Origin of the sequence: Nostoc sp. (assembly GCF_036918015.1) — a bacterium.
Classification (GTDB): domain Bacteria; phylum Cyanobacteriota; class Cyanobacteriia; order Cyanobacteriales; family Nostocaceae; genus Nostoc.
This window is the reverse complement of record NZ_JBALEO010000067.1, coordinates 51915-73175: the sequence shown is the minus strand read 5'-3', so window position 1 is coordinate 73175 and position 21261 is coordinate 51915. Positions and strand designations below refer to the sequence as shown.

Here is a 21261-nt window from a genome sequence, read left to right as displayed (position 1 = left end):
TAAGTGCTGAGTTCCGAGTTTTGAGTTTTGAGTTTTGAGTTTATTTAGTTTTAAGGTTTGAATTAAGAGATTTCTAAGTGCTAAATGCCAATTTCTGAGTTTGTTAAGACTCAGTATTTAGCATTTAGCACTCAGCACTCCTTATTCGTCATCATCCAGCGATTCGCGGGAAAGAGATTCGTAAGTTGGTCGGGGAGGTGTGCGACGGGCTGATTGGTCTGCCATCAAATCGACTTCTACATCTAGGGAACTGCCGTCTGCTTGGGTTTCTACCTTGTGTACGGCAATATCTAACCCCAATGATTGCAACTCGCGCATTAGCACCTTAAAGGATTCTGGAGTTCCAGGTCTAGGAATTGCCTTACCTTTAACGATCGCATTTAACGCTTCATTCCGTCCTTGCATATCGTCAGATTTAACTGTGAGCAATTCCTGTAAGGTGTAAGCGGCACCAAAGGCTTCCAATGCCCACACTTCCATTTCTCCAAACCGCTGACCACCTTGTTGTGCTTTACCACCCAAGGGTTGCTGAGTCACCAGTGAGTATGGGCCTGTGGAACGCGCGTGGATCTTATCATCCACCAAATGCACCAGCTTCAGCATATAAGCTACACCGATGGTAATTGCTCGGTCAAAGGGTTCACCTGTCCGACCGTCATACACCATGATTTTGCCTGGGTTATCTGGGTTATATACCCAGTCTTTCCCTGTTTCGTCTCGTGCTTCTTGCAATTTGCCATGCACGATTCGGCGCGATGTCTCTTCACCGTACATTTCATCAAAAGGAGTAATCTTAAATCGTACTCCCAAGGTCTGACCAGCCCAACCCAAGAGGCATTCAAATACTTGTCCGACGTTCATCCGACTGGGTACACCCAAGGGATTAAGTACAATGTCCACTGGTGAACCATCGGGCAAATAAGGCATATCTTCCGCTGGTAATATCCGAGAAATAATCCCTTTATTACCGTGGCGTCCTGCCATTTTGTCGCCAACTTGGATTTTGCGTTTTTGAGCAACATATACCCGGACTACCATATTGGCTCCTGGTGGTAGTTCATCGCCTTGTTCACGAGTAAACAAGCGCACATCAACTACGCGACCTTTTTCACCGTTTGGTACTCGCAGGGAATTGTCTCGCACATCCCGCGCTTTTTCACCAAAGATGGCCCGCAACAGTTTTTCTTCTGGCGGTTGGTCAGATTCACCTTTGGGGGTAACTTTTCCTACCAAGATATCACCAGCTTCTACCCATGCCCCAATGCGAATGATTCCCTGTTCATCCAACTGACGCAAGGCATCTTCCCCGACGTTGGGAATTTCTCTGGTGATTTCTTCTGGCCCCAGTTTGGTTTGTCTCGCTTCAATTTCATATTTTTCAATGTGAATTGAGGTGTAGACATCATCCTGCACCAGTCTTTCAGAGATTAAAATCGCGTCTTCGTAGTTGTAGCCTTCCCAAGGCATATAGGCAACGACGATATTTTGTCCTAACGCCAATTCACCGCCTTCGGTGGAGGAGCCATCAGCCAATACCTGACCAGCAACAACCCGTTCCCCAATGCGAACGAGAGGTTTCTGATTTAAACAGGTGTCTTGGTTGGAACGTTGGTACTTGGAAAGGGTGTACTTAATTTCTGAGGTATTAGGTTTCGGACGGACGCGAATTTCTGTAGCATCCACATAAGTGACATCACCATCAGTACGCGATACAACCACCATCCCGGAGTCTCTTGCTCCTTGAGCTTCCAAACCAGTACCCACTAGAGGACGCTCTGGTTTGAGCAGAGGCACTGCTTGCCGTTGCATGTTCGATCCCATCAGCGCTCGGTTAGCGTCATCATGCTCCAAGAAGGGAATCATGCTGGTCGCTACCGACACAATCTGTACGGGAGATACTGCTACGTAGTCCACCTGTTCTGGTGTTGTGGTGGAAAATTCTTGGCGATAGCGGACTGGCACTAGTGGCCCAATGATGTGCCCGGTTTCATCTACAGGAATATCCCCAGGAGCAACCCGTAGATCGTCTTCTTCATCGGCTGTCATGTAGGCTGGAGGCAGATCAAATCTGACTCGCCCATTTTCTACAGGTCTAAATGGTGTTTCTAAGAACCCATACAGGTTAACCCGCGCATGGGTTGCTAAGGAGCCAATCAATCCGGCGTTGGGGCCTTCTGGTGTCTCAATGGGGCAAATGCGTCCATAGTGACTAGGATGAATATCTCGCACGGCAAACCCAGCGCGTTCGCGGGTTAAACCACCAGGGCCAAGGGCACTTAGACGGCGTTTGTGGGTCAGTTCTGCCAGAGGATTGGTTTGATCCATGAACTGACTTAACTGGCTAGAACCAAAGAATTCTTTAATTGCTGCTACCAGTGGTTTGGGGTTTACCAAGGAGGCGGGAGTTAGCACTTCGGCATCAGATACGGTCATCCGTTCCCGAATGATTCTTTCTAGGCGGTTTAAGCCCACCCGCACTTGGTTTTGCAGCAATTCCCCGACGCTTCTCACGCGACGGTTGCCTAAGTGGTCAATGTCATCGATATTACCGATGTCATACTCTAGGTTGATCAGGTAATCCACAGCTGCCAAGATATCCCCAGCAGTCAACACGCGCATTGTGTCTGGGACAGAAAGACGCAATTTTTTGTTGAGTTTATAGCGTCCGACGCGGCCAAGGTCATAACGTTTCGGGTCAAAGAAACGGGAGTCTAGGAGCTGTTGTCCACCTAATACTGTAGGTGGTTCACCAGGACGCAGTTTCCGATATAACTCCATTAGGGCTTCTTCTTCAGAGAATTGCCCTTCTTTTTCGATGGTTTTTTGGAAATATTCGGGGTGGCGTAAGGCGTCAAAGATTTCGTTGTCTGATAATCCTAAAGCTTTTAGGAGTACCTGTGCTGAGAGTTTGCGGGTTTTGTCGATGCGTACCCACACCAAATCGTTACGGTCTGTTTCAAATTTCAGCCATGCTCCCCGGTTGGGAATTAAGCTAGCTGAATAAGTACGTCGCCCGTTTTTGTCGATTTCTGATTTGTAATAGACCCCTGGCGATCGCACTATTTGGTTGACAATTACCCGCTCGGCTCCGTTAATAATAAACGTGCCGCGATCGGTCATCAAAGGCAAATCCCCAATGAATACCTCTTGCTCTTTGATTTCCCCGGTTTCTTTATTAATTAGACGTGTGGGAACATACATTTGGACAGCATAAGTACTATCCCGCCGCTTGGCTTCTTCGACGCTGTACTTTGGCTCCTTGAGTTTGTAGTTATGACCCAAAAAGTGCAGTTCTAATTTACCCGTATAATCTGTAATAGGACTAAAGGAGTTAAGTTCTTCTATCAGCCCTTCTTCTAAAAACCAGCGAAAGCTCGATCGCTGGATTTCAATCAAGTCGGGTAACAGAAAGGCGGGTTCCATATATGTTTCTTTAGTCATGCCTCTACCTTTATCAACCTGGTTAAATTTTCCCTTGGACACTGCTGTTTGACGCTTCCCACTGCTAGCCAGTGCCCTTGGCTGTTTGGGAACTTTTTCTTACACACTTGTGATTTACATCTGTGGGCAAAAGCAGCCATTAAATTTGGCTGGAACGAGCAATTTTCACAAGGAAGAATATTGCCCCTAATAAGGGACTAAGTAATGGGTAATGGGTACTATGAAAGTATGGGAAAAGTTACTGAAAGTCTTTTCCCTTTGCATCTCATGCCCAATGAAGCCATTAACTTCTCCGACAGCAGACGCTGTGCGTAGCTTGCTTAAGAGCAGGGAGAAAAGTCGGCAGAGCCGCCCAACGCCCTGGCTCCCCAATGCCCATTTCAAATAGAATATCCAGTTAAAATATTCCTGAATTTGATTTAGTTTCGTCACTTCCCCTCCAAAAAGCGCGTTAATTTGCTGACGCAGCTCCACACAGTGTGTTTTAAATCCACCCCGCTGTTTATATCAGTGATATTTTAGATATCCTAAGACTGAGGGAACGATCCGCACCTTGTCGGTTTTGAATCAGAATCACTTTATTTTGCTGGATTGTACTCACAAGGCAATTTTTGTTTAACGATTTTGAATAGGTTCAATACAAAGTAACCGATGTTGTGCAAAAGTCTAGCTCAATTCAGGTTGGCACAGTTAGTCATGTGTGAAGAGCATCCGCTTGTAGAGATTTTGAGGATGGCCAAGCCATAACAGCATGGAAGATTAAGATCGGAAGTTTTACGCTCCTTCTTTTATCATTATGGCGCAAGCAAAATGTTTTTGAGGGAATAATGTTAGCATATTTTTGTCCCCCTATAGATTTATTTTTTTTTACACCACTTAACAAAAGATCCTAGAACACATCTGATATTGACAACCCGAATAATTCACAGGCATTTTGGGTGGTTTGATGGGCGATCGCTTCTACCGTTTCCTGACGCAGTTTAGCTACTTGCTTGGCTACATAAAGTACGTAAGCAGGCTCGTTGCGCCTCTCACCCCGTTTTGGAACTGGAGCGAGAAATGGGCAGTCTGTTTCAATCAGGAGGCGATCGCTACTTACCATTGCAGCGGAGGATTGGATTGCTTTGGCATTTTTAAATGTTACCGTACCGCTAAAGCTGATATAGAAGCCTAAATCGAGAAACCATTGAGTTTCTTCAGGTGTTCCTCCCCAGCAATGCATCACACCCCGCACTCTTTCTCCTTTAAGTTGCCGCCATTTTTGCAACACTTCTTTGGTTGCCACGGCAGCATCACGGCAGTGGATAATCACTGGTAAGTTTAGTTCAGATGCGATCGCCAACTGGGACTCGAACACCATGTACTGTTGCTCATAGTTATCAGCTTTGTAAAAATCCAGCCCCATTTCCCCAATTGCTACCACATTCGAGTCAGAACTCGCTAAAGTTTTGATTGTCTCGGCTGTCTCGCTATTCCATTTATCAGCATCTAAAGGATGTAATCCTACAGCAAAACTAATTTCGGGAAACTCTTGGGCTATGGATTGAATACTGGAAAACTCCTCCGGGTGAACACAGGAATGCACTAAACGCACTACACCTGCTTCTTGCCACCGCGATCGCACTATTGCTAAATCCGGCTGAAAACTATCAAAGTTGAGATGTACGTGCGTGTCTATCAGTTGCATCTTTTGTCCTACCCTGCGGGAAGCCCTTCTCTACGAGAGGCTGCGCCAACGGGTTCAGCAGTCGCTCATGCGGGAAACCCTCAAGACCGCGCTACTTCACCGCTGGCGCGTCTATGTTGTTTGTCCTTCGTCATTTATCGTTTGTTTTTTTACCAATGACTAATGACTAAGGACAAATTACCAATGACTACTCAGCTGTTTGTGTGAGGGGTTTTAGTCTGTGAGCCAATCTTGATTTTTTCCTTGCCCCATTGTTTGGGTGAAGAACACCTCGTTTGATCGCCTTATCAATTTTGCCGTAAGCCTCGGATAACCGAGCCTGTGCTTCTTGTTTTAATTCTGGGCTAGGATTAGCTGTATAAGCAGCTACAGCATTGAGGTATTTCTTCATCAGCGTCTTGACTGCTGATTTGTAAGATTTATTACGCAGTCGGTTACGTTCTGCGATTTGGGCACGCTTAAGAGCAGACTTTGTATTCGCCACAGTCAATTCCAAAAATACGATTATTAATTATGTACACACACTACTAGACTTACTAATATAGCATCCAAATTGCCAATGTTATAATTTCCTAAAAAAAATATGGAATTAGGTCTTGGGGATAAATGAAGATCAATATTAGTAGTATTAGTTCCATAGTCTCTACTGGCTAATTCAGTATTTCGTTAGTTGAGGAAATGCGTTAAAATAAAGTACATCTTCTAAATAACTGTCACCCTAACTCACGTAACCTGATTAAGCAATGTGATTGCCAATAAATTTAATTTGTCCGTAAACCAGATGTATTATTTAGAGGCAGAAACTGTCAAGAGCTAAATTTCAGGGATTCTCAAGTATAGAACCGATATATCGTGCCTGTACAGACATTAACTACTAAAAGTTAGGGAAATTAAGTAAAAATTATACTCAGACCCTACCCCCTGTAAATTCAGGGGATTGGATGTGTAAACACACGATCTACACCCCATAAGAATTGAGGGAAAGGGTGTAAGGGTAGCGGGAAATGGCACACCTGCTTCCTGCCGCTAGCTATTCAAGGCTTGTCGGATTGAGCAATTAAGTCGCCTTCTCAAGCAAACTATACGCTGGTAGCCTTGAGAGTATCAAAAAAATCCAGGTTAAGCTAGAGAAGAGAATTAGAGTCAGCTTGCACACCCTAGTGGGTCAAGAGCAATACTAAATCTCAGGTGGCAATATTATAATTTTGGCATTGTCCTTACTCCATGCTGCGAATTATTACTCAGCAGGCAGACGTTAGAGCAGAACTACAACGGATCTGCGATCGCACCCATGATGAACAGGTGCTTCACAAAGAAGCAACGGTGCGGGAAATTTTGCAAGCAGTAAAGCGCCAAGGCGACAAAGCTGTATTGCATTACACGGACGAATTTGATAAACAAACCCTGAAAGCAGAAGAACTCCGAGTTACAGGCTCGGAACTGGATGCAGCCTATCAACAGGTGTCAAAGGAATTGTTGAGTGCAATTCGGCTAGCTTGCCGCCAAATTGAAGCGTTTCATCGTCAGCGAGTCCCAAAAAGCTGGGTACATTTTGGCGACGATGAAGTAGTGCTGGGCAAACGCTACACCCCTGTAGACCGAGCTGGGTTGTATGTGCCCGGTGGCCGTGCCGCCTATCCCAGTACAGTGCTGATGAATGCAATTCCGGCTCATGTTGCTGCTGTACCTCACGTGGTGATGGTGACACCACCAGGGCCAGGGGGTGCAATTAACCCAGCAGTCTTGGTAGCTGCCCAAGAAGCAGGGGTGCAAGAAATTTATCGCATTGGGGGCGCACAAGCGATCGCCGCTTTAGCCTATGGCACAGAAACGATTCCGAAAGTGAATGTGATTACTGGCCCTGGTAACATTTATGTCACCCTAGCGAAAAAACTTGTCTATGGCACTGTCGGCATTGATTCCTTGGCAGGTCCCAGCGAAGTGCTGGTGATTGCCGATGAAACAGCAAATCCGGTGCATGTCGCTGCTGACTTGCTAGCCCAAGCCGAACACGATCCAATGGCGGCAGCGATTTTGCTGACGACAGATGCTGCTTTGGCGAAAAACGTGCAATTAGCCTTGGAAAGACAGCTAGTAGATCATCCACGGCGAATAGACACAGAAAAAGCGATCGCTCACTACGGCTTAATTATCGTTGTGGAATCGCTTGAAGCAGCAGCAGAACTCTCGAATGAATTTGCCCCCGAACACCTGGAATTAGAAATCAAAGACCCTTGGGCACTCCTACCACAGATTCGTCATGCTGGGGCAATCTTTTTGGGTTACTCAACACCAGAAGCTGTAGGAGACTATTTGGCAGGGCCTAATCATACTTTGCCAACTTCTGGTGCTGCCCGCTATGCCTCAGCATTGGGTGTTGAAACTTTCCTTAAACACTCTAGTATTATTCAATACTCTCAAACCGCACTGCAAAATGTAGCTGGTGCTATTGATGTGCTAGCAACAGCAGAAGGTTTACCTTCCCATGCTGATTCAGTCCGACGCCGAATTCAGCAAGAAGAGTGATTTGGAATGCTTAATTTTTTCTGATAAGTCAGTGCTGAGTAAAAATCCCAGTCCCTAGAAAATTTTCATGCGTGGCTGTCAAACTCGTTTCATCGGGACTGGCTTGAGTCACGCTTTAAGCGTCCACAAGTCGGGCATTGCCAATAGACAGTAGTTTATAGGAGAGGAAAAGCCTCTCCCATAAACTTATGAAAAGCTTCTCCAGAAAAGTTGCTATAACACGTTCTTATTAAAGTGTCGTAAAGCTCACTGACCTATGGCGTAGCTTTAAATCCATAAACTTAAGTTGTCAGATAAAAAATTAGTTTCGTGTCACTGACGACTAATTTTGCTAGATACTTATGTATGTAAGGGGTCTACTCTTTAGGAGACGAGAGCAGTGCTAAATAGTGTTTTGGTAGCTCTGGACGGTTCGGATATTTCAGAACGAGTAATTCAAGCTTTAGATAATTTGCTGTTTTCAAAAGACGCCAAGGTTATTCTCTGTCATGTGTTTCTCACACCAGAGTCAGAAATGGAACTACCTGCCGATCGCCCTCAGCCAGAATCCCCAACGTTTTCTTATTTTCATATTGAAAAGCAACTGCAATTATATCAGGAAAAGTTATCAGCCAGAAGTGAGTTAGAGTTAGTAACTGGCGATCCCGCTGAAGAGATTATTCGTCTTGCCAATATTTATAAAACTGACTTGATCGTAATTGGTAGTCGGGGCTTGATGGGGATGAAACGAATTGTTCAGGGTTCTGTTAGCAGTCAAGTTGTAGAAGAGGCTAATTGTTCAGTATTGGTTGTAAAACCAAGGTAAAGATTTGCAAGGGGAAGCAATGGCTATAACCAGCCCAAAACTAACCTTTGAAGAATACCTGAAATATGATGATGGCACTAATACCCGCTATAAATTGGTCAAGAGAGAACTAATTCCCATGAGTCTAGAAAGTGGTCAACATGGTGCATTAGGGTTTAAGAATTTTAACCTATGCAATTCTGTGTTCTCTGCGTCTGGGGTGGTTAGATAAATTGCTTTTAAACTGCAAAGTCACAGAGGAGGACACTTGCATGAGCGGGTTTCCCTACTTGAGCAAAGTGTCCGTGGCACAGAGAGAAAAAAGAGATTTTTCGAGTCATCTTGAAAGGGCTAGCCATAGAGACAAGGAAAATCCCCTTTCTATGTTCAGTCGATTCAACGTTCTTGAGTTGCTAAAAACTGACGCAAGCTCAACAAGCTGAGTGTTTGACCCAAATTCAAGGGCAAAATTGAAATTCCTTCCAAGCGGGACTGTACCCAACCTTCTCCCCAGTACCATTCGTGGAACCCGTCAATGCCTCCGCTGAGTACTAAGCGGAGGCAGTTGGATTTGACAACTTTTACTTGATGATGAATCGCGACTGGCCCAGTCCAGGTTGTAAACTGGAATCCGGGAAGCAGTTCTTCTGGCATTCCTGGCGCAAAACGTTGCCCTAAAAGCCATTTTTTTAGTTGCACGGGATGCAGCAGACTGTCACGAATTGCATCTGTTGATGCTTCGATTTCGATCCGCAGTTGGCTTTGTTGAAAATTACCCAGCATTTTTCTCGGATTACCTAAAGATTAAGACATCGCTATTTCTAATATTGCAAATAGTTTTTGTCATTAGTCATTAGTCCTTTGTCCTTTGCAAATAACTAATGACCAATGACCAATGACCAAGGACAGCCATTTATTTGCGTAACACCCCACTACGTTACTTTTCTTGCAGCAGAGAACTTAGAATAGAAAAAGTGAACTTGTTAAGAAATGTAAGGTTATTCATGGCGGATCAGTTAATTCGTGCAACAGCAGCCGAAGGTGGAATTCGTGCCGTAGGTGCGATCGCCACACGTTTAACAGAAGAAGCACGGCAGCGTCACAAGCTTTCTTATGTGGCAACGGCAGCACTGGGTCGGACTATGGTGGCGGGTTTGTTAATGGCTTCTAGTATGAAGCGAACTGGATCGAGGGTGAATGTCCGCGTTAAGGGCGATGGGCCTTTGGGTGGCATATTAGTAGATGCAGGCTTAGATGGTACGGTACGCGGATATGTTGGGAATCCATCAGTAGAATTGCCTCCCAACGCCAAAGGGAAATTAGATGTTGGTGGTGCTGTGGGTGGCGGCTACCTCTACGTTGTGCGGGATATCGGTTATGGTTATCCTTACTCTAGTACGGTAGAACTAGTTTCTGGCGAAATTGGTGATGATGTCGCTCATTATCTGGTGAATTCCGAACAAACACCTTCGGCTTTAGTTTTAGGTGTGTTCGTGGGAGCAACCGGAGTAACTGCTGCGGGAGGATTACTGATACAAATATTACCTAAAGCCGCCAGAGACGAAGCCTTAGTAGAAACGTTGGAATCACGGGTTGCCGGTCTAGCAGGATTTACGCCGTTATTACAAGCTGGGAAGACCTTACCTGAAATCTTTGGTGACTTATTGGGAGATATGGGGTTGGAAATCTTTTCCGAACGCCAAATGTTGCGCTTCCACTGTGGTTGCTCTTTTGATCGCGTTTTGGGGGCACTGAAGATTTTGGGAGAAGCTGAACTGCAAGATATGATTCTTAAAGATGATGGTGCTGAAGCAACTTGTGACTTTTGCGGCAACGTTTACCAGGCAAGTAGCGATCAGTTAGCTCAACTAATTTCCGATTTGCAAGCCGAATCTGCTGTTTGAGGATACAGTATAAAATAGCACTGATTTTTGAGATTGATAATGGTACTCTGTGGAGAGAGATAATCAAAAAAGTAGCTTTTTAATGATGAGAAAGTTACTATGTCAACAATGGAATTATCAATCTAAAACAGAGCGCTATTCAATTATTTTGGTGTGAGAGATGACAGAGCGGGATATTCCAGACAGTTGGTCTTCAGCCAGTGGAAGAGAGCCAGATCAAAGCAAAAGATTATCCCGAACAGAACAATTCGGTGAAACTCAGCCATTTGATGTCCCAGCTACTGGTTCTACCTCCAAGTCAGTGAAGCGGCGAAAAAAAAACCATACGAAAGGATTACCTATAAATAGTAATTCAGAAAAAACTGCCCAACTCAATAGTACTTCTGGGAAATGGCCACGCTGGATGAAAAGCTGGACATTGTGGCTAGTACTACTAATGTTGATTCCCGGCAGTGTCGGATTCTTGGCAATGGCAATGCTGCTAAAGTTGCCAGCTGCCCCTAATTGTCCATCGATTTTCTGGCCGCTAGCTAGTGCTTCTGTACGGCTACATTGCGCTCAGTTAGCGGCTTCTAAGCAAACAGTGAACGACCTATTGCAAGCGATCGCTCTGGTGAAGCAACTACCACAAAATCACCCGTTGCATGGAGAAATCGATCGTTTCATCGAAGAATGGTCGCGGGATATTTTGAAGCTAGCCGATCAAAGTTTCCAAACTGGGAATTTAGAGGAAGCGATCGCGACTGCTCGTAAGATACCCGAAGATGTAGCAGCTTATAAAATAGTCGATGAACAAGTTGACAAATGGCAGTCAATTTGGTCGAAGGCTGAAGCCACATACAACGGTGCGATCGCCGAAGTAAAGGAACGGCGCTGGCAATCGGCGTTCATGTTATCCGCTAAAATGCTGCGCGTAGACAATCAATATTGGGCGGGTACTAAATACGACCAATTGAATCGTCTAATTGCCACAGCACGGGAAGATGGCGATAAGTTAGGAAAAGCCGAAAGTTTAGCAAACAGCAAAGTAGTCGATAATATCCTAGAAGCGATCAAGTTAGCCGAGTCCATTGGGCAGGAAAGTTACCTTTACCAAAAAGCTCAGGAAGCGGTTCCGGCATTTGGACGCAAAATGCTGGAATTAGCACAGGCGAAACTAAATAAAAAGGATGCGGATGAAGCGCTGAATATTGCTAGGCAAATACCGGAAAGTACCAAACTACAAGGCGAAACCGATGACTTTATTGCCATAGCTGACGCCAAAAGGAGTGCTTGGATCGGTAATGTTTCTGGTTTAGAGGCAGCGATCGCTCAAGCACAACAAATCGATCCTTCTAGACCAGTGTATAACGAAGCACAGCAACTAATTGCTCGTTGGCAGTTGGAAATTGAAGATGTTGCCCATCTGGAAAAAGCGAGAATATTGGCTAGTCAGGGGACAGTCCCGAATTTAACAGCAGCGATCGCCCAAGTACAGCTTATTCCTGCTAGTAACCCTAGAGGCGTAGAAGCAAGGCAAGAGATCGGTCGCTGGAATGCCCAAGTGGAGACAATTGAAGACCAACCTTACTTAGACCGTGCCGAACAGATAGCAATATTCGAGGATATCAACTCCTTGCAAGCTGCGATCGCTCAAGCCAGCGAAATTCGTAGAGGTCGCGCATTATATCCAGAAGCACGGAAAAAAATTCGTACTTGGGTAGGAAAGATTGAGCGAATTCAAGATCAACCTTACTTAGATCAAGCACAAGAACTGGCCCAAAGTGGCAATCTCACCGCCGCCATTAGCACAGCTCAACAAATTGCTTCATCGGGAAGGGCGCTTTCACAAGAAGCACAAACTGCGATCAATGACTGGGAAGGGCAAATCCGCACTAGAGAAAACTGGAAAAAAGCCCAGGAAGTGGGTGCGGCTGGTACTCCAGAAGCCTTGGTTGAGGCAATACGACTGGCGGATCGAGTTTCAAACAATAGCATCTTACGTATGGATGCAAATCAGGCTATTGACCAGTGGAGTCAGCAATTGTTAGAAATAGCACGCACTCAAGGTCAGTCTGATATTGCTAGAGGTATTGACATTGCCAAATCGGTTCCACGCGGTAGTGCTGCTTACAGTGCAGCGCAAGAGCAAATTAAGACTTGGCAGGATTTTCTCAATCCTCAACCTGAACCTCAACCTCAGCCTCAGCCTTCGTCTGTGCCTGAATCTCTACCATTTCCCCGCTCAACTACTATTAATGGTCAGTGATCGTCTATTAGAGCAATTTTCGAGTCAATAGACCACAGTCTGGCTAGTCACGAAGCATCTCAATATCGCCGATAGTGAGCAGTATTACTAATCTTTATCCTCAGTAAGAGGTTGTTTGAAAAGTTGTAAAGTACATATACTCAAAATCTCTTTCCCAGCCCTCCCCAAAAGGTCGAGAGGGTTTCAAACTCCATTCCTTATAAGAGAATGGAGGCGAGGAAGGGTTAGGTTTTCGAGACTTAGATGTTACAAAAATACTTTTCAAACATCCTTGAAGACGTTAAGTTTTCTTACTGAAATAATCACGACGCTATGACCAGAGACAATCTAGGATTAAACTCCTTAGCTTAACCAAATCTTCAATTCTTAACTGGGTTTCTACCAAGTGGATTTCTGCCAAATAGCTTGATGATGGTTTCAGCAAATTCTTTATTGTCATAAAATTCATGCATCAAAGTAATAGGTTGCGAATAAAGTTGATCGCTGGAAAAAATCGACTTCCAATCTAGTTGGGTGTTATTAACAACTCCAATATCTTTCATCTTTTTGAGGAATTCATAAGCAATCAACCCTTGACCAATGGCAGATGGATGAATTCCATCTAAACTAAATAGTCCACCTTGTCGTAGTCGTCCAGTTGTGTCTGCATGGTAGTATTTTGTATTGACCTGGGGATAGACAAACTTGAATTCTTCTGGGAATTCATACTGCACTTGTCCAGCATTTCGCTTGAAGGCAATTTGTTGTAAAGCATTGGCAAGATCGACTATGTGATAGCGTGGTTGCGAATGCTGACTGTTCTTAGTCTTGACCAGTTCTTTGATTACTTTGTTGTATGTGCGAATACAGTCATCTATGTAGAGGGCATCTTGTAGTGTCAGGTATAAGGTTCCAGTCTCTCTAACCGTATCCTCTTCAAAGGGGAAATAAGTATAATATTTGTAGTAAACTGAAGGTTTTTCTTCTCCCGGCACATCAATTTCAGTAGTTGAACCTACGCCTTTTGCCAATGGCGCAATAGTTACAAGCGGTACTGTCCCAATGAAGACATTCCAATTAGGGTTGGTGTTGTTTTGCATGATTCCATCAACCCGATTGAGCAATTCTCGATATTCAGCCTCGAAATCATTGGGATGCCACAGGTTCCATTGTTCTCTTACTTCACGGAATGATTTGGGATCTTGGCTTGGGTTGTTAAGAGTCTGATTTGGATCGTTGGGAGTTTGATTAATTTCTAAACCGATCACAGTTCCAAGCGCATTGTTTGCTCCTAACCAGAGAATTAAATTCTCAACTCCCCCTGGAGCGGTTGCATGATGCTTCAACCAATCAAGTTGGCTATAGTCGTTAAAAAGAGGATTTAAAGACGGGTTGAGAACTTTAAGTGCAATTCGATAGAATGCAGCATTGGGCAGAGTCAAGAAACCAGGCTTGCCATCTCCTTTGTCGTTACTAAGTTTAATTTGATGCTTGCAAATGTTGGGTGTTATCATCCAAGAATCAGCAATATCAAAGCCCTGAATTGCTACATTGTGGAAGAATTCAATTCCTCCTGGATAAGGGTGTTCAGCACTACCTGCTCCCCGTTCAAAGAAATCTTCAGTTTCATCAAGTACACTCTCAAGAGTTGGCAATATGGTCAGCCAATCTAGGGCGTTGATATCTGAGCCATATCTTTTTTCCAAACGCCGTAGAATCTTCTCAATATTGGCTGGTAGTCCACCCATTAACCATTCAGGATAGAGATATTGAGTACCAACTGCTTGCCCCATTGACCTAGCAATCAAAGTTGAAAAACAAAGGTCTGTCCGAGCTGCTGCCAAAGACATAAAGCCTTGAGAAACACTGTCGCCAATTGTAAAAAGCTTCATTTAATACCTTTTAAATTATTTAATTGCGTGTAAATACTAAGACAAAAGTCTTAATCCCAAAAGTATATTCGGAATTTGACTATATTTTAATTTTAAAAAGTTTTAATTTATCTTTTTCGAGGAGCGTATCAGGCGATGCGCTTAGGTTAAGAAAAATTGCACTTACTGTGTTCAGTAAAGGTTAAAGGGTAAGGGAAAATTTCATACCTTTACCCTTTTCCCCACAATCCACTGACTTCAGGCGTAAGATGAGCTTAAAGTCTTTATTCGCCGATCGCTTCTCCCCATTCCTTAATGACAGAAAATAGTGATGAGTAATCATCATCAGCAAATGACATTTTTACGGCTGTTTGCAAGATTTGCCGCACTCCTTTAATACTGCTGAGATCCAAACTTTGAGATTTTGCTTCCGAGATAAATAATTCCGTATCTTTGAGTAAGTATTTTGTAGGGAAATTGGGATCGGCATAATTGCCATCTAACATCAGTTGTAGCTTTTTGTCAAAGATAGGTGCGTAGAATGGACTGTCGCGCAAGATTTGCATAAACACATCCACATCTACACCTTGACGCTGGACAAAAGCTAGACTCAGAGCAAAGCTAGTTGTTAGAGAAGCTATTAGTTGATTTAGTGCCAATTTAAGCGCCGACGCAGATCCCACTGGCCCGATAAGTAAAGGTTCTGTCCCAAAATTTTGGAGTAACTTCAAGTGATGTTCGTATTGTTCTGGCTCGGCCCCTACCATAACACTCAATTTACCAGCTTTTGCTTCTGGGATACCCCCTAATACGGGCGCTTCTAAATACTCACCACCACCTCCAAGAACTGCATCTCTAATTTCCTGGCTTTCTGTCGGCGTAATTGTTCCCATTTGGATGATTGTGCGCCCTTTCAAAGTTTGCCAAGCAGTATCTGAAAGCAACACATTATAAATGGCTGGGGCATTAGTCAGCATGAGAATTATACACTCAGCAGCACGAATGGCGTGGCGGGGATGTGTAGCAATTTCAGCCCCAGCTGCTTGTAGTGGTGCTAATTTTTCTGGGGTACGATTGTAGACAACTAGCTGTATATCTGCGGCTAATAACCTTTGAGCCATTGGTAGTCCCATCAGTCCAATTCCCAGAAATGCCACCTTCATTTTTTACGTTCCTTTAGTACAGCATCACCGTAAGCGTTGCGTAAAGCTTTTTTTGACATAGCAACTCTTAGAGAGGCTACGCTAACGCTTAGAGCGAGTCATTGAGCGTTATAGCCTATCGCGAACAGCGCATTGTTTGATTCAAATTTAGTTGGGAAGTAGTTATTTGAAATTTAAAATACAGTCCTAAATCCCAGTTTTCTTACTTCCTAACTCTGGCAATCAACCACCGGCAGCAAAAGTTAACATAATTATCACTGAAAGTAATATACCAGGGGTAAGTAGTGTTACTAGCATTAACAGGTCATGAGTGGACATAATTATTACTTTGGTAGTGTGTTTAACTTTACTGTAATCACTGTTATGCTAGTCCAAATAAGACTGATACTGCATTCTTAAATAGAGTTTTAACTTTTCAACTTTACGCTTACTCTGGCAGGATCAATCCTTTTAACGGTTGAGAGATTTCTGTCTTGTCCAGACCTTTGCTCTGAATTAAGACTCCAAAGCCGCCGAGTCCTGTGGGATCTAGAAGTTGGTGTAGTGCGTCCCGATGCTGTAGTAACTGCGAGAGAGGTTGCTTTTGCTCGGAAAGGGCTGCAATACGATCGCCTAATCCCAACGCCATCAAAAATAATCCCTGCTGGATAAAACCAACATTCTTTAAGTTACACTTCTGGCCCCAGCGTTCCAAAGCTGTAAAGTCAACATGGGCAGTTATATCTTGTCGCCCAATATTAATATAAGGATTGTCATGGAAGCGGTGGTGATAATAGCACTGTAACGTTCCTTGCGATCGCCTGGGATTATAGTAACGGCTGGCGGGGTAGCCATAATCAATTGTTAACACATAGCCGCGCTGCAAGCGGTCTGCTACTATACTCAACCAGTCTAAAGCAGCTAAATTAATTTCACTACGGTAGCCATCGGGATATGCACTTTGGGTAAAGTTCATTTCCACTAAGTTTAAATATTCAGCTAGTTGGGGCGTTGAAGGTTCCCCTGTGACTTCTACAAATGCAAAATTTGACCTCTCCCCCATGAGGGGAGGGGAGGAAGACTCACCTGAAGAGGATTGGAGGGTTAGGTTTTGTGATGTGGTTACATAAATTTCTCGGAGTTCTCCCGTTTCTAGGATGAATTGATGCACGGGGAAGGCATCTACTAACTCGTTAGAGAAAAAGCAACCTGCGATCGCATTTGGTGGTATCTCTTCTAAATTACACCAACGCACAGGGAAATCTTGCAAGCGTTGCTGCTGTTCTTGTCTTAAAGTTGGAGACTTTTCAACAATGATGTACTCTAGGGCGGTAAAAAAATCTGGGTAGTGTAGCTGATGATATTTAAGGATATGCAAAGCTAGCAATCCTTGACCTGCTCCCATTTCTACCAAAGAAAATGGTATGGGTTTTCCTAAAATCTCCCACATTTGCAAAAATTGTTCTGCGAGTAACTCACCAAAGTCAGAGCAGAGGTTAGGAGAAGTGAAAAAATCACCACCTTTAAAGCCAATTTTGAGTGCATCGCTAGAATAGTAGCCGTATTCAGGGTGGTATAATGCCAAATCCATGAATTGGGCGAAAGTAATTCGTTTTTGAGGATTGGTGGTAATGTAATTGGCGATCGCTGCACACAATGCTGGATTTGAATCCATAAATTTGAGGTTTGAGATTGGGGAATAGAGAAAAATAAATGAATTATGAATGATGCAAAACAAAATTCATAATTCATTATTTCCCTAATGGTCTACAAACCCCATGATATCGACCACTGTGGTATAAGTGCTGGCATTTATTGACAGACAAAACTTGGGAAGTTTGCAGTTCGATGCGATGCTACCAAATGGTTCTGCCCCTCTTTACCTAAAATCCTTATTTTGTCAATACTTCCTTCAAAGCAGAAATCGAGGGTGCAAAGAAGTAGCCGCCACCAGTAGGGATGACCCAGTCTTCAGGTGCAGTCAACTCCTTAGTTTGAGGTTGATTTTGGTCATCCTCAAGGTGGATAAAGAACTTGCGTGTGCGATCGCCATTTGGTTTATTATTTTCACTTTGACCAATAATTGGATCGTGACCAAGAGTTAATTTACCTTCAAACTCGTGGCCTTTAGCAGCCTCCTCACTAAAGTTTGGATTGTTAGCCCAGAACTTAGTGACAAACTCAAACTGCTCTACAATCGAAGTCTGATAAGCCAAAAAGTGGAGACCGCGATCGACAAAGTTCGCGTCTTGTAGCGGATTGTTCGGCCTTGAAGGAGACACCGGGCCATAGGGAATACCGCGACGGAGCAAGCGGTGTGTTTGAGTAGTCACTTCACTGCGGTCAATCTCTTCTGGCCCTGGGCCTCCACCTCCTGGTGTTTTGTCATTGCGTGGATAAGTCTTACGGGTATGGGCAATAAACGGGCAGCGCAGACCCGTTGCATCTTTGGAAGGAGGAACTACGTCGTTTTTGAAGAATTTTCCATCTGGTGGATCGTCACCGTTGAATTCAAAATCATTGTTGGCATTGTCATCATTACCCAAACTTGGGGCATCTTCCTCCGGCGTGCGGACAGTGGGAGCACCACTGGGCCAGCGACCAATCAGCTTTGCACTCACCTTTCGAGCATCGGTGTCTAGGTCAACAGCAATATCGTTTAAGAACTTGTGGAACTTATACACATCTTGACGCAATCGCCGGAATACAAGGTAAGAGCCATCATTCGCCCAGTGTAGTCCTGCCGACACAACCTGACCTTTGCTATGTTCTAACTTTTTAGCATCATTGTCCTGACCTTCATAGCCAAAAACAAACTCTCCTGGCCACAGAAGATCCTGTCCTGGTTTGCCCTGGTTTTTATTCTCTGGATTCTGCCGAGGAGTCAGAAGGTCTTTAGGATTATCAGCAACCCGGCCACGAATACCAGGTTGTGATATTCCATCCAGGTTGCCGAAATGCTCATGTCCAGACAGGGGTGCGGGTAAGTTGGCTCCCTCTTCCAAGAAGGTAATTCTGGCTCCGCTGCTCTTAGCGTTGCCTTTCCCATCTGTAAATGCCACAATACTTTCTAAAATCCGCGAGATTTCTGCTAACAAGTCTGCGCGTTCGTCGCTGGCAATAATGAAAACCACATCAACTTTGCCATTATCCGGCCCACCCACAACCCAGCCAATAGGCTTACCATTTTTGTCTACTGGGTCGTTCAGATCGGCTGCGCGTGCTGCTAGTCCAGCTTTAAAGGATTCATCCTTAAATGAGTCGGCATCATTGGTTAGTTTCTTCAGCCCCTCAAAGGAGAAAGCTACATTCACCCAGGTTGCCTTAACAGTACCTTCGCGGCCTCGTCGTTGTCTTGCGGACTTAAATAGGCGGTTAAAGGCAATAACTTCTGAAGCGGTGGCAATAAAATTAATTTGTGACTTCAGCCAGTGCTTAAAGGCATTTGGATTTTCAATTTCAAGGAACAAGAGGGCTTGGTAGTCTTTATTGAACCCACCTAGAATGTTGCCTTGAATATTGTTGACATTGAGAATAGGCTCATTAGGCGCAGGGACGTAGAAGAATGAGTTTGCCTGTTGACCTTCTAACGGTTCAGGAGCAGGCGCTTCACGAATTATTTGTTGTGTCATGATTAAAGTCCTGTTTATGGTAAAGCCTATTGGCTATTCCAGAATGGAAATATCAAACCAGGTATCTCTAATGGAAACCTGTGTTAACTTATCGGACTTAGGTAAGAGATTTATGCAGCAATTCTACCCATATTTCATCTTTTGGAAGATAGGGCTGTGTAAATAAACTATACATATTTTATATATGGTCATACATTGTAGTAGGGAGCAAGATATAGCAAGAATTTTGTCTGTCTGCTCCAACCCTGTTAAAGGCAAATTAAATAAAAAGAATTTTATTTATAATAGTAAGTTTAATAATCTAGCAATTCTTAATTGCCAGTAATCGGCTCTCGCGTAGGAAAATCAGAGGTTATTTAGCAAGTAAAAATAAAAATACTGTAAGTTGTGTTGGGCGTATATTTCAATATGATTTCTCAACAAAAACATAATTAAAGTGCCTAATACACCGCTATAGAAAGCGGTGCGTTAAGCTAAAGCCGTAACACACCCTACTGAAGATTTATTTTATAAATAGTATTTTAGGTGTTGATTTTAACTTTAGCGATCGCAATCCTCAGCCCAATTAATCACGTTTAAGGTAATTTGCTACTTAGGCACTCATCAACGACACCAGCACACCATTGGGATCGCGGACACGAGCAATAGTTTTTCCCCCAGGCTGAGATTTAGGAGCATCTAGTGTTTTTGCACCAGCCCCGAGCGCTCTCATGTAAGCGCTGCCAACATCGGGTGTGATAAATGATATCTGGATTAATGGCGGTGGTTGTGTGAGATCGTTGGCATGAAAGCCCCCAGGAAATAACTTCTGTGCTTCGCTACTAGAAGAGAAAGCTAGCGTAGTGTTTCCGGTTTCGATTTCTGCCCAGATAGATTGTCCTTTATCCTGGAGAGTACGACGAACTAAACCAAAGGCTTTTTCGTAAAACTCAACTGTTTTAACTACATCGTCTACCCAGATTACCGTGTAACCAAATTTCATAATTCTTTCTCCTTATCTAGAAAAATGAGTGCTGGTAAGAGCCAGGGCGAATGAAATTCGTGACTATACAAGCAAAGCCCGCCTCCGCGGACTAAGAAAAAATTGAGGGTTTGAAACCCACGGAGGTGGGTAAAGCCTTGTGTAGACGTGGTTTCTAACCGCCCTTTTAACTACGAATTACGAATTACGAATTACGAATTGTTTTAGCTCTCCAGAATATTTCGATCTGTTGCTAGAGTTTGTGCCCCTATTTGCATCATTTCTATATCTGATGGCAACCAATCATGAGGCCCTTGACAGTGGTGTGCTACTAGTAATCCCCATAATCCTTTAGGTGTGACAATTGGTGCAACCAAGTTTGCACGAACCTGCATACTGCGGAGAAAGTCTCGGTGACAAGCCTCGATTGGCTCTAATTCAATATCAGCGATCGCCTTTACCCGTCCTGCTAAGTATAAAGCAGCATACTCGTTATTAAAACAATCATCTGGGCCAGTGGAACCCAGTATTGAGAATTCTTGAGAACTTAAAGATTCAAAAGTCACCTGTCCTTGCCACTGCCCGTAAAAATAATACAACACCACCCGATCGACCTGAAGCGATTCTCTGAGTTGATTGGTTGTCTGCCGGACTAACTCATTTTGCTCTATTGACCTGACAAGGCGCTCAAGCAAATTTTGCAACCCCTGTTCAGGGCGATCGCGGCTATGGTTAAATTCGGAGTGAGGATGAATTTGCACGGTTCTAAAATTACGACTAGGTAAATGCTGCCGGATTTATATGGTAATTTATTACACTTTGTGTAAATACATTATTGTATTTATAGCAGCACTTCAATTTTAACGGAAGTTAATACTAGTCAACCTCTACGGGGAATTTTAAATAAATTATTAAGAAATTCAGTTTTTGAATTTGCACCAGAGAATTTTCATAAATATAAATATAAATTTAAATTTAAATTTAAGAAATTTAGAAATTTAGAAATAATATGTTTGGCTTTTTATAGTTTGAAGCAATAAATATAACGCTCCCTTGTATGCAATAGATTTTGACCTCTCTCCAAAC

The 21261-nt window shown here is 43.7% G+C and carries 15 protein-coding genes; 5 read left to right on the top strand and 10 right to left on the bottom strand.

Annotated elements, in window-relative coordinates; all coding sequences use genetic code 11:
* Positions 1–141 precede the first annotated feature (141 nt).
* The 3 genes from rpoB to rpsT form a co-directional block, all read right to left on the bottom strand.
* Entirely contained in the window at positions 142–3441 is a 3300-nt protein-coding gene (rpoB, locus tag V7K61_RS16645) for a DNA-directed RNA polymerase subunit beta (RefSeq protein WP_335054746.1), read from the bottom strand.
* Positions 3442–4330: 889 nt separating this feature from the next.
* A complete protein-coding gene (locus V7K61_RS16640; RefSeq protein WP_335054744.1) occupies positions 4331–5128 on the bottom strand; it encodes a TatD family hydrolase in 798 nt (265 codons plus the stop codon).
* 187 nt (positions 5129–5315) lie between these two features.
* Complete coding sequence (gene rpsT / locus V7K61_RS16635; protein WP_335054742.1) at positions 5316–5612, bottom strand: 30S ribosomal protein S20; 297 nt, start codon at positions 5610–5612, stop codon at positions 5316–5318.
* Positions 5613–6352: 740 nt separating this feature from the next.
* On the opposite strand from rpsT, the gene hisD reads away from it, so the two are divergent.
* From hisD to V7K61_RS16620, 3 genes are all read left to right on the top strand, one after another.
* The gene (hisD, locus tag V7K61_RS16630; protein ID WP_335054740.1) at positions 6353–7654 is read left to right on the top strand and encodes a histidinol dehydrogenase; all 1302 of its coding nucleotides are present in this window, start codon (positions 6353–6355) and stop codon (positions 7652–7654) included.
* A gap of 379 nt (positions 7655–8033) precedes the next feature.
* A complete protein-coding gene (locus tag V7K61_RS16625; protein WP_335054738.1) occupies positions 8034–8459 on the top strand; it encodes a universal stress protein in 426 nt (141 codons plus the stop codon).
* A 19-nt stretch (positions 8460–8478) separates the two neighbouring features.
* Positions 8479–8670 carry a hypothetical protein gene (locus V7K61_RS16620; RefSeq protein WP_335054736.1) on the top strand — a complete coding sequence of 64 codons (192 nt, stop codon included), beginning with the start codon at positions 8479–8481 and terminating at the stop codon, positions 8668–8670.
* Between the two features lie 164 nt (positions 8671–8834).
* Here the strand turns inward: V7K61_RS16620 and V7K61_RS16615 are convergent, their stop codons facing one another.
* Complete coding sequence (locus V7K61_RS16615; RefSeq protein WP_194045651.1) at positions 8835–9221, bottom strand: hypothetical protein; 387 nt, start codon at positions 9219–9221, stop codon at positions 8835–8837.
* Between the two features lie 221 nt (positions 9222–9442).
* Here V7K61_RS16615 and hslO point away from each other — a divergent pair, with 221 nt between their 5' ends.
* Entirely contained in the window at positions 9443–10342 is a 900-nt protein-coding gene (gene hslO / locus V7K61_RS16610) for an Hsp33 family molecular chaperone HslO (RefSeq protein ID WP_335054735.1), read from the top strand.
* A gap of 160 nt (positions 10343–10502) precedes the next feature.
* The gene (locus V7K61_RS16605; RefSeq protein ID WP_335054733.1) at positions 10503–12590 is read left to right on the top strand and encodes a chromosome segregation ATPase; all 2088 of its coding nucleotides are present in this window, start codon (positions 10503–10505) and stop codon (positions 12588–12590) included.
* 359 nt (positions 12591–12949) lie between these two features.
* Here V7K61_RS16605 and V7K61_RS16600 read toward each other — a convergent pair whose 3' ends face one another.
* The 6 genes from V7K61_RS16600 to V7K61_RS16575 form a co-directional block, all read right to left on the bottom strand.
* On the bottom strand, positions 12950–14461 hold the full coding sequence (locus V7K61_RS16600) for a hypothetical protein (protein WP_335054731.1): 1512 nt from the start codon (positions 14459–14461) through the stop codon (positions 12950–12952).
* A gap of 263 nt (positions 14462–14724) precedes the next feature.
* On the bottom strand, positions 14725–15603 hold the full coding sequence (locus V7K61_RS16595) for an NAD(P)-dependent oxidoreductase (RefSeq protein ID WP_335054729.1): 879 nt from the start codon (positions 15601–15603) through the stop codon (positions 14725–14727).
* A gap of 427 nt (positions 15604–16030) precedes the next feature.
* The gene (locus V7K61_RS16590) at positions 16031–17257 is read right to left on the bottom strand and encodes a class I SAM-dependent methyltransferase (protein WP_335054728.1); all 1227 of its coding nucleotides are present in this window, start codon (positions 17255–17257) and stop codon (positions 16031–16033) included.
* 217 nt (positions 17258–17474) lie between these two features.
* Entirely contained in the window at positions 17475–19214 is a 1740-nt protein-coding gene (locus V7K61_RS16585) for a Dyp-type peroxidase (protein WP_335054726.1), read from the bottom strand.
* Positions 19215–19806: 592 nt separating this feature from the next.
* Positions 19807–20196, bottom strand: coding sequence for a VOC family protein (locus tag V7K61_RS16580; RefSeq protein ID WP_335054724.1), 390 nt, complete (start codon positions 20194–20196; stop codon positions 19807–19809).
* Between the two features lie 203 nt (positions 20197–20399).
* Positions 20400–20936, bottom strand: coding sequence for a GAF domain-containing protein (locus V7K61_RS16575; protein WP_335054722.1), 537 nt, complete (start codon positions 20934–20936; stop codon positions 20400–20402).
* Positions 20937–21261: the final 325 nt, after the last annotated feature.

Coding starts and splice junctions, on each gene's coding strand:
- rpoB (WP_335054746.1), bottom strand. CDS start 3,441: ATGACTAAAGAAACATATATGGAACCCGCCTTTCTGTTACCCGACTTG.
- V7K61_RS16640 (WP_335054744.1), bottom strand. CDS start 5,128: ATGCAACTGATAGACACGCACGTACATCTCAACTTTGATAGTTTTCAG.
- hisD (WP_335054740.1), top strand. CDS start 6,353: ATGCTGCGAATTATTACTCAGCAGGCAGACGTTAGAGCAGAACTACAA.
- V7K61_RS16620 (WP_335054736.1), top strand. CDS start 8,479: ATGGCTATAACCAGCCCAAAACTAACCTTTGAAGAATACCTGAAATAT.
- V7K61_RS16615 (WP_194045651.1), bottom strand. CDS start 9,221: ATGCTGGGTAATTTTCAACAAAGCCAACTGCGGATCGAAATCGAAGCA.
- hslO (WP_335054735.1), top strand. CDS start 9,443: ATGGCGGATCAGTTAATTCGTGCAACAGCAGCCGAAGGTGGAATTCGT.
- V7K61_RS16605 (WP_335054733.1), top strand. CDS start 10,503: ATGACAGAGCGGGATATTCCAGACAGTTGGTCTTCAGCCAGTGGAAGA.
- V7K61_RS16600 (WP_335054731.1), bottom strand. CDS start 14,461: ATGAAGCTTTTTACAATTGGCGACAGTGTTTCTCAAGGCTTTATGTCT.
- V7K61_RS16595 (WP_335054729.1), bottom strand. CDS start 15,603: ATGAAGGTGGCATTTCTGGGAATTGGACTGATGGGACTACCAATGGCT.
- V7K61_RS16590 (WP_335054728.1), bottom strand. CDS start 17,257: ATGGATTCAAATCCAGCATTGTGTGCAGCGATCGCCAATTACATTACC.
- V7K61_RS16585 (WP_335054726.1), bottom strand. CDS start 19,214: ATGACACAACAAATAATTCGTGAAGCGCCTGCTCCTGAACCGTTAGAA.
- V7K61_RS16580 (WP_335054724.1), bottom strand. CDS start 20,196: ATGAAATTTGGTTACACGGTAATCTGGGTAGACGATGTAGTTAAAACA.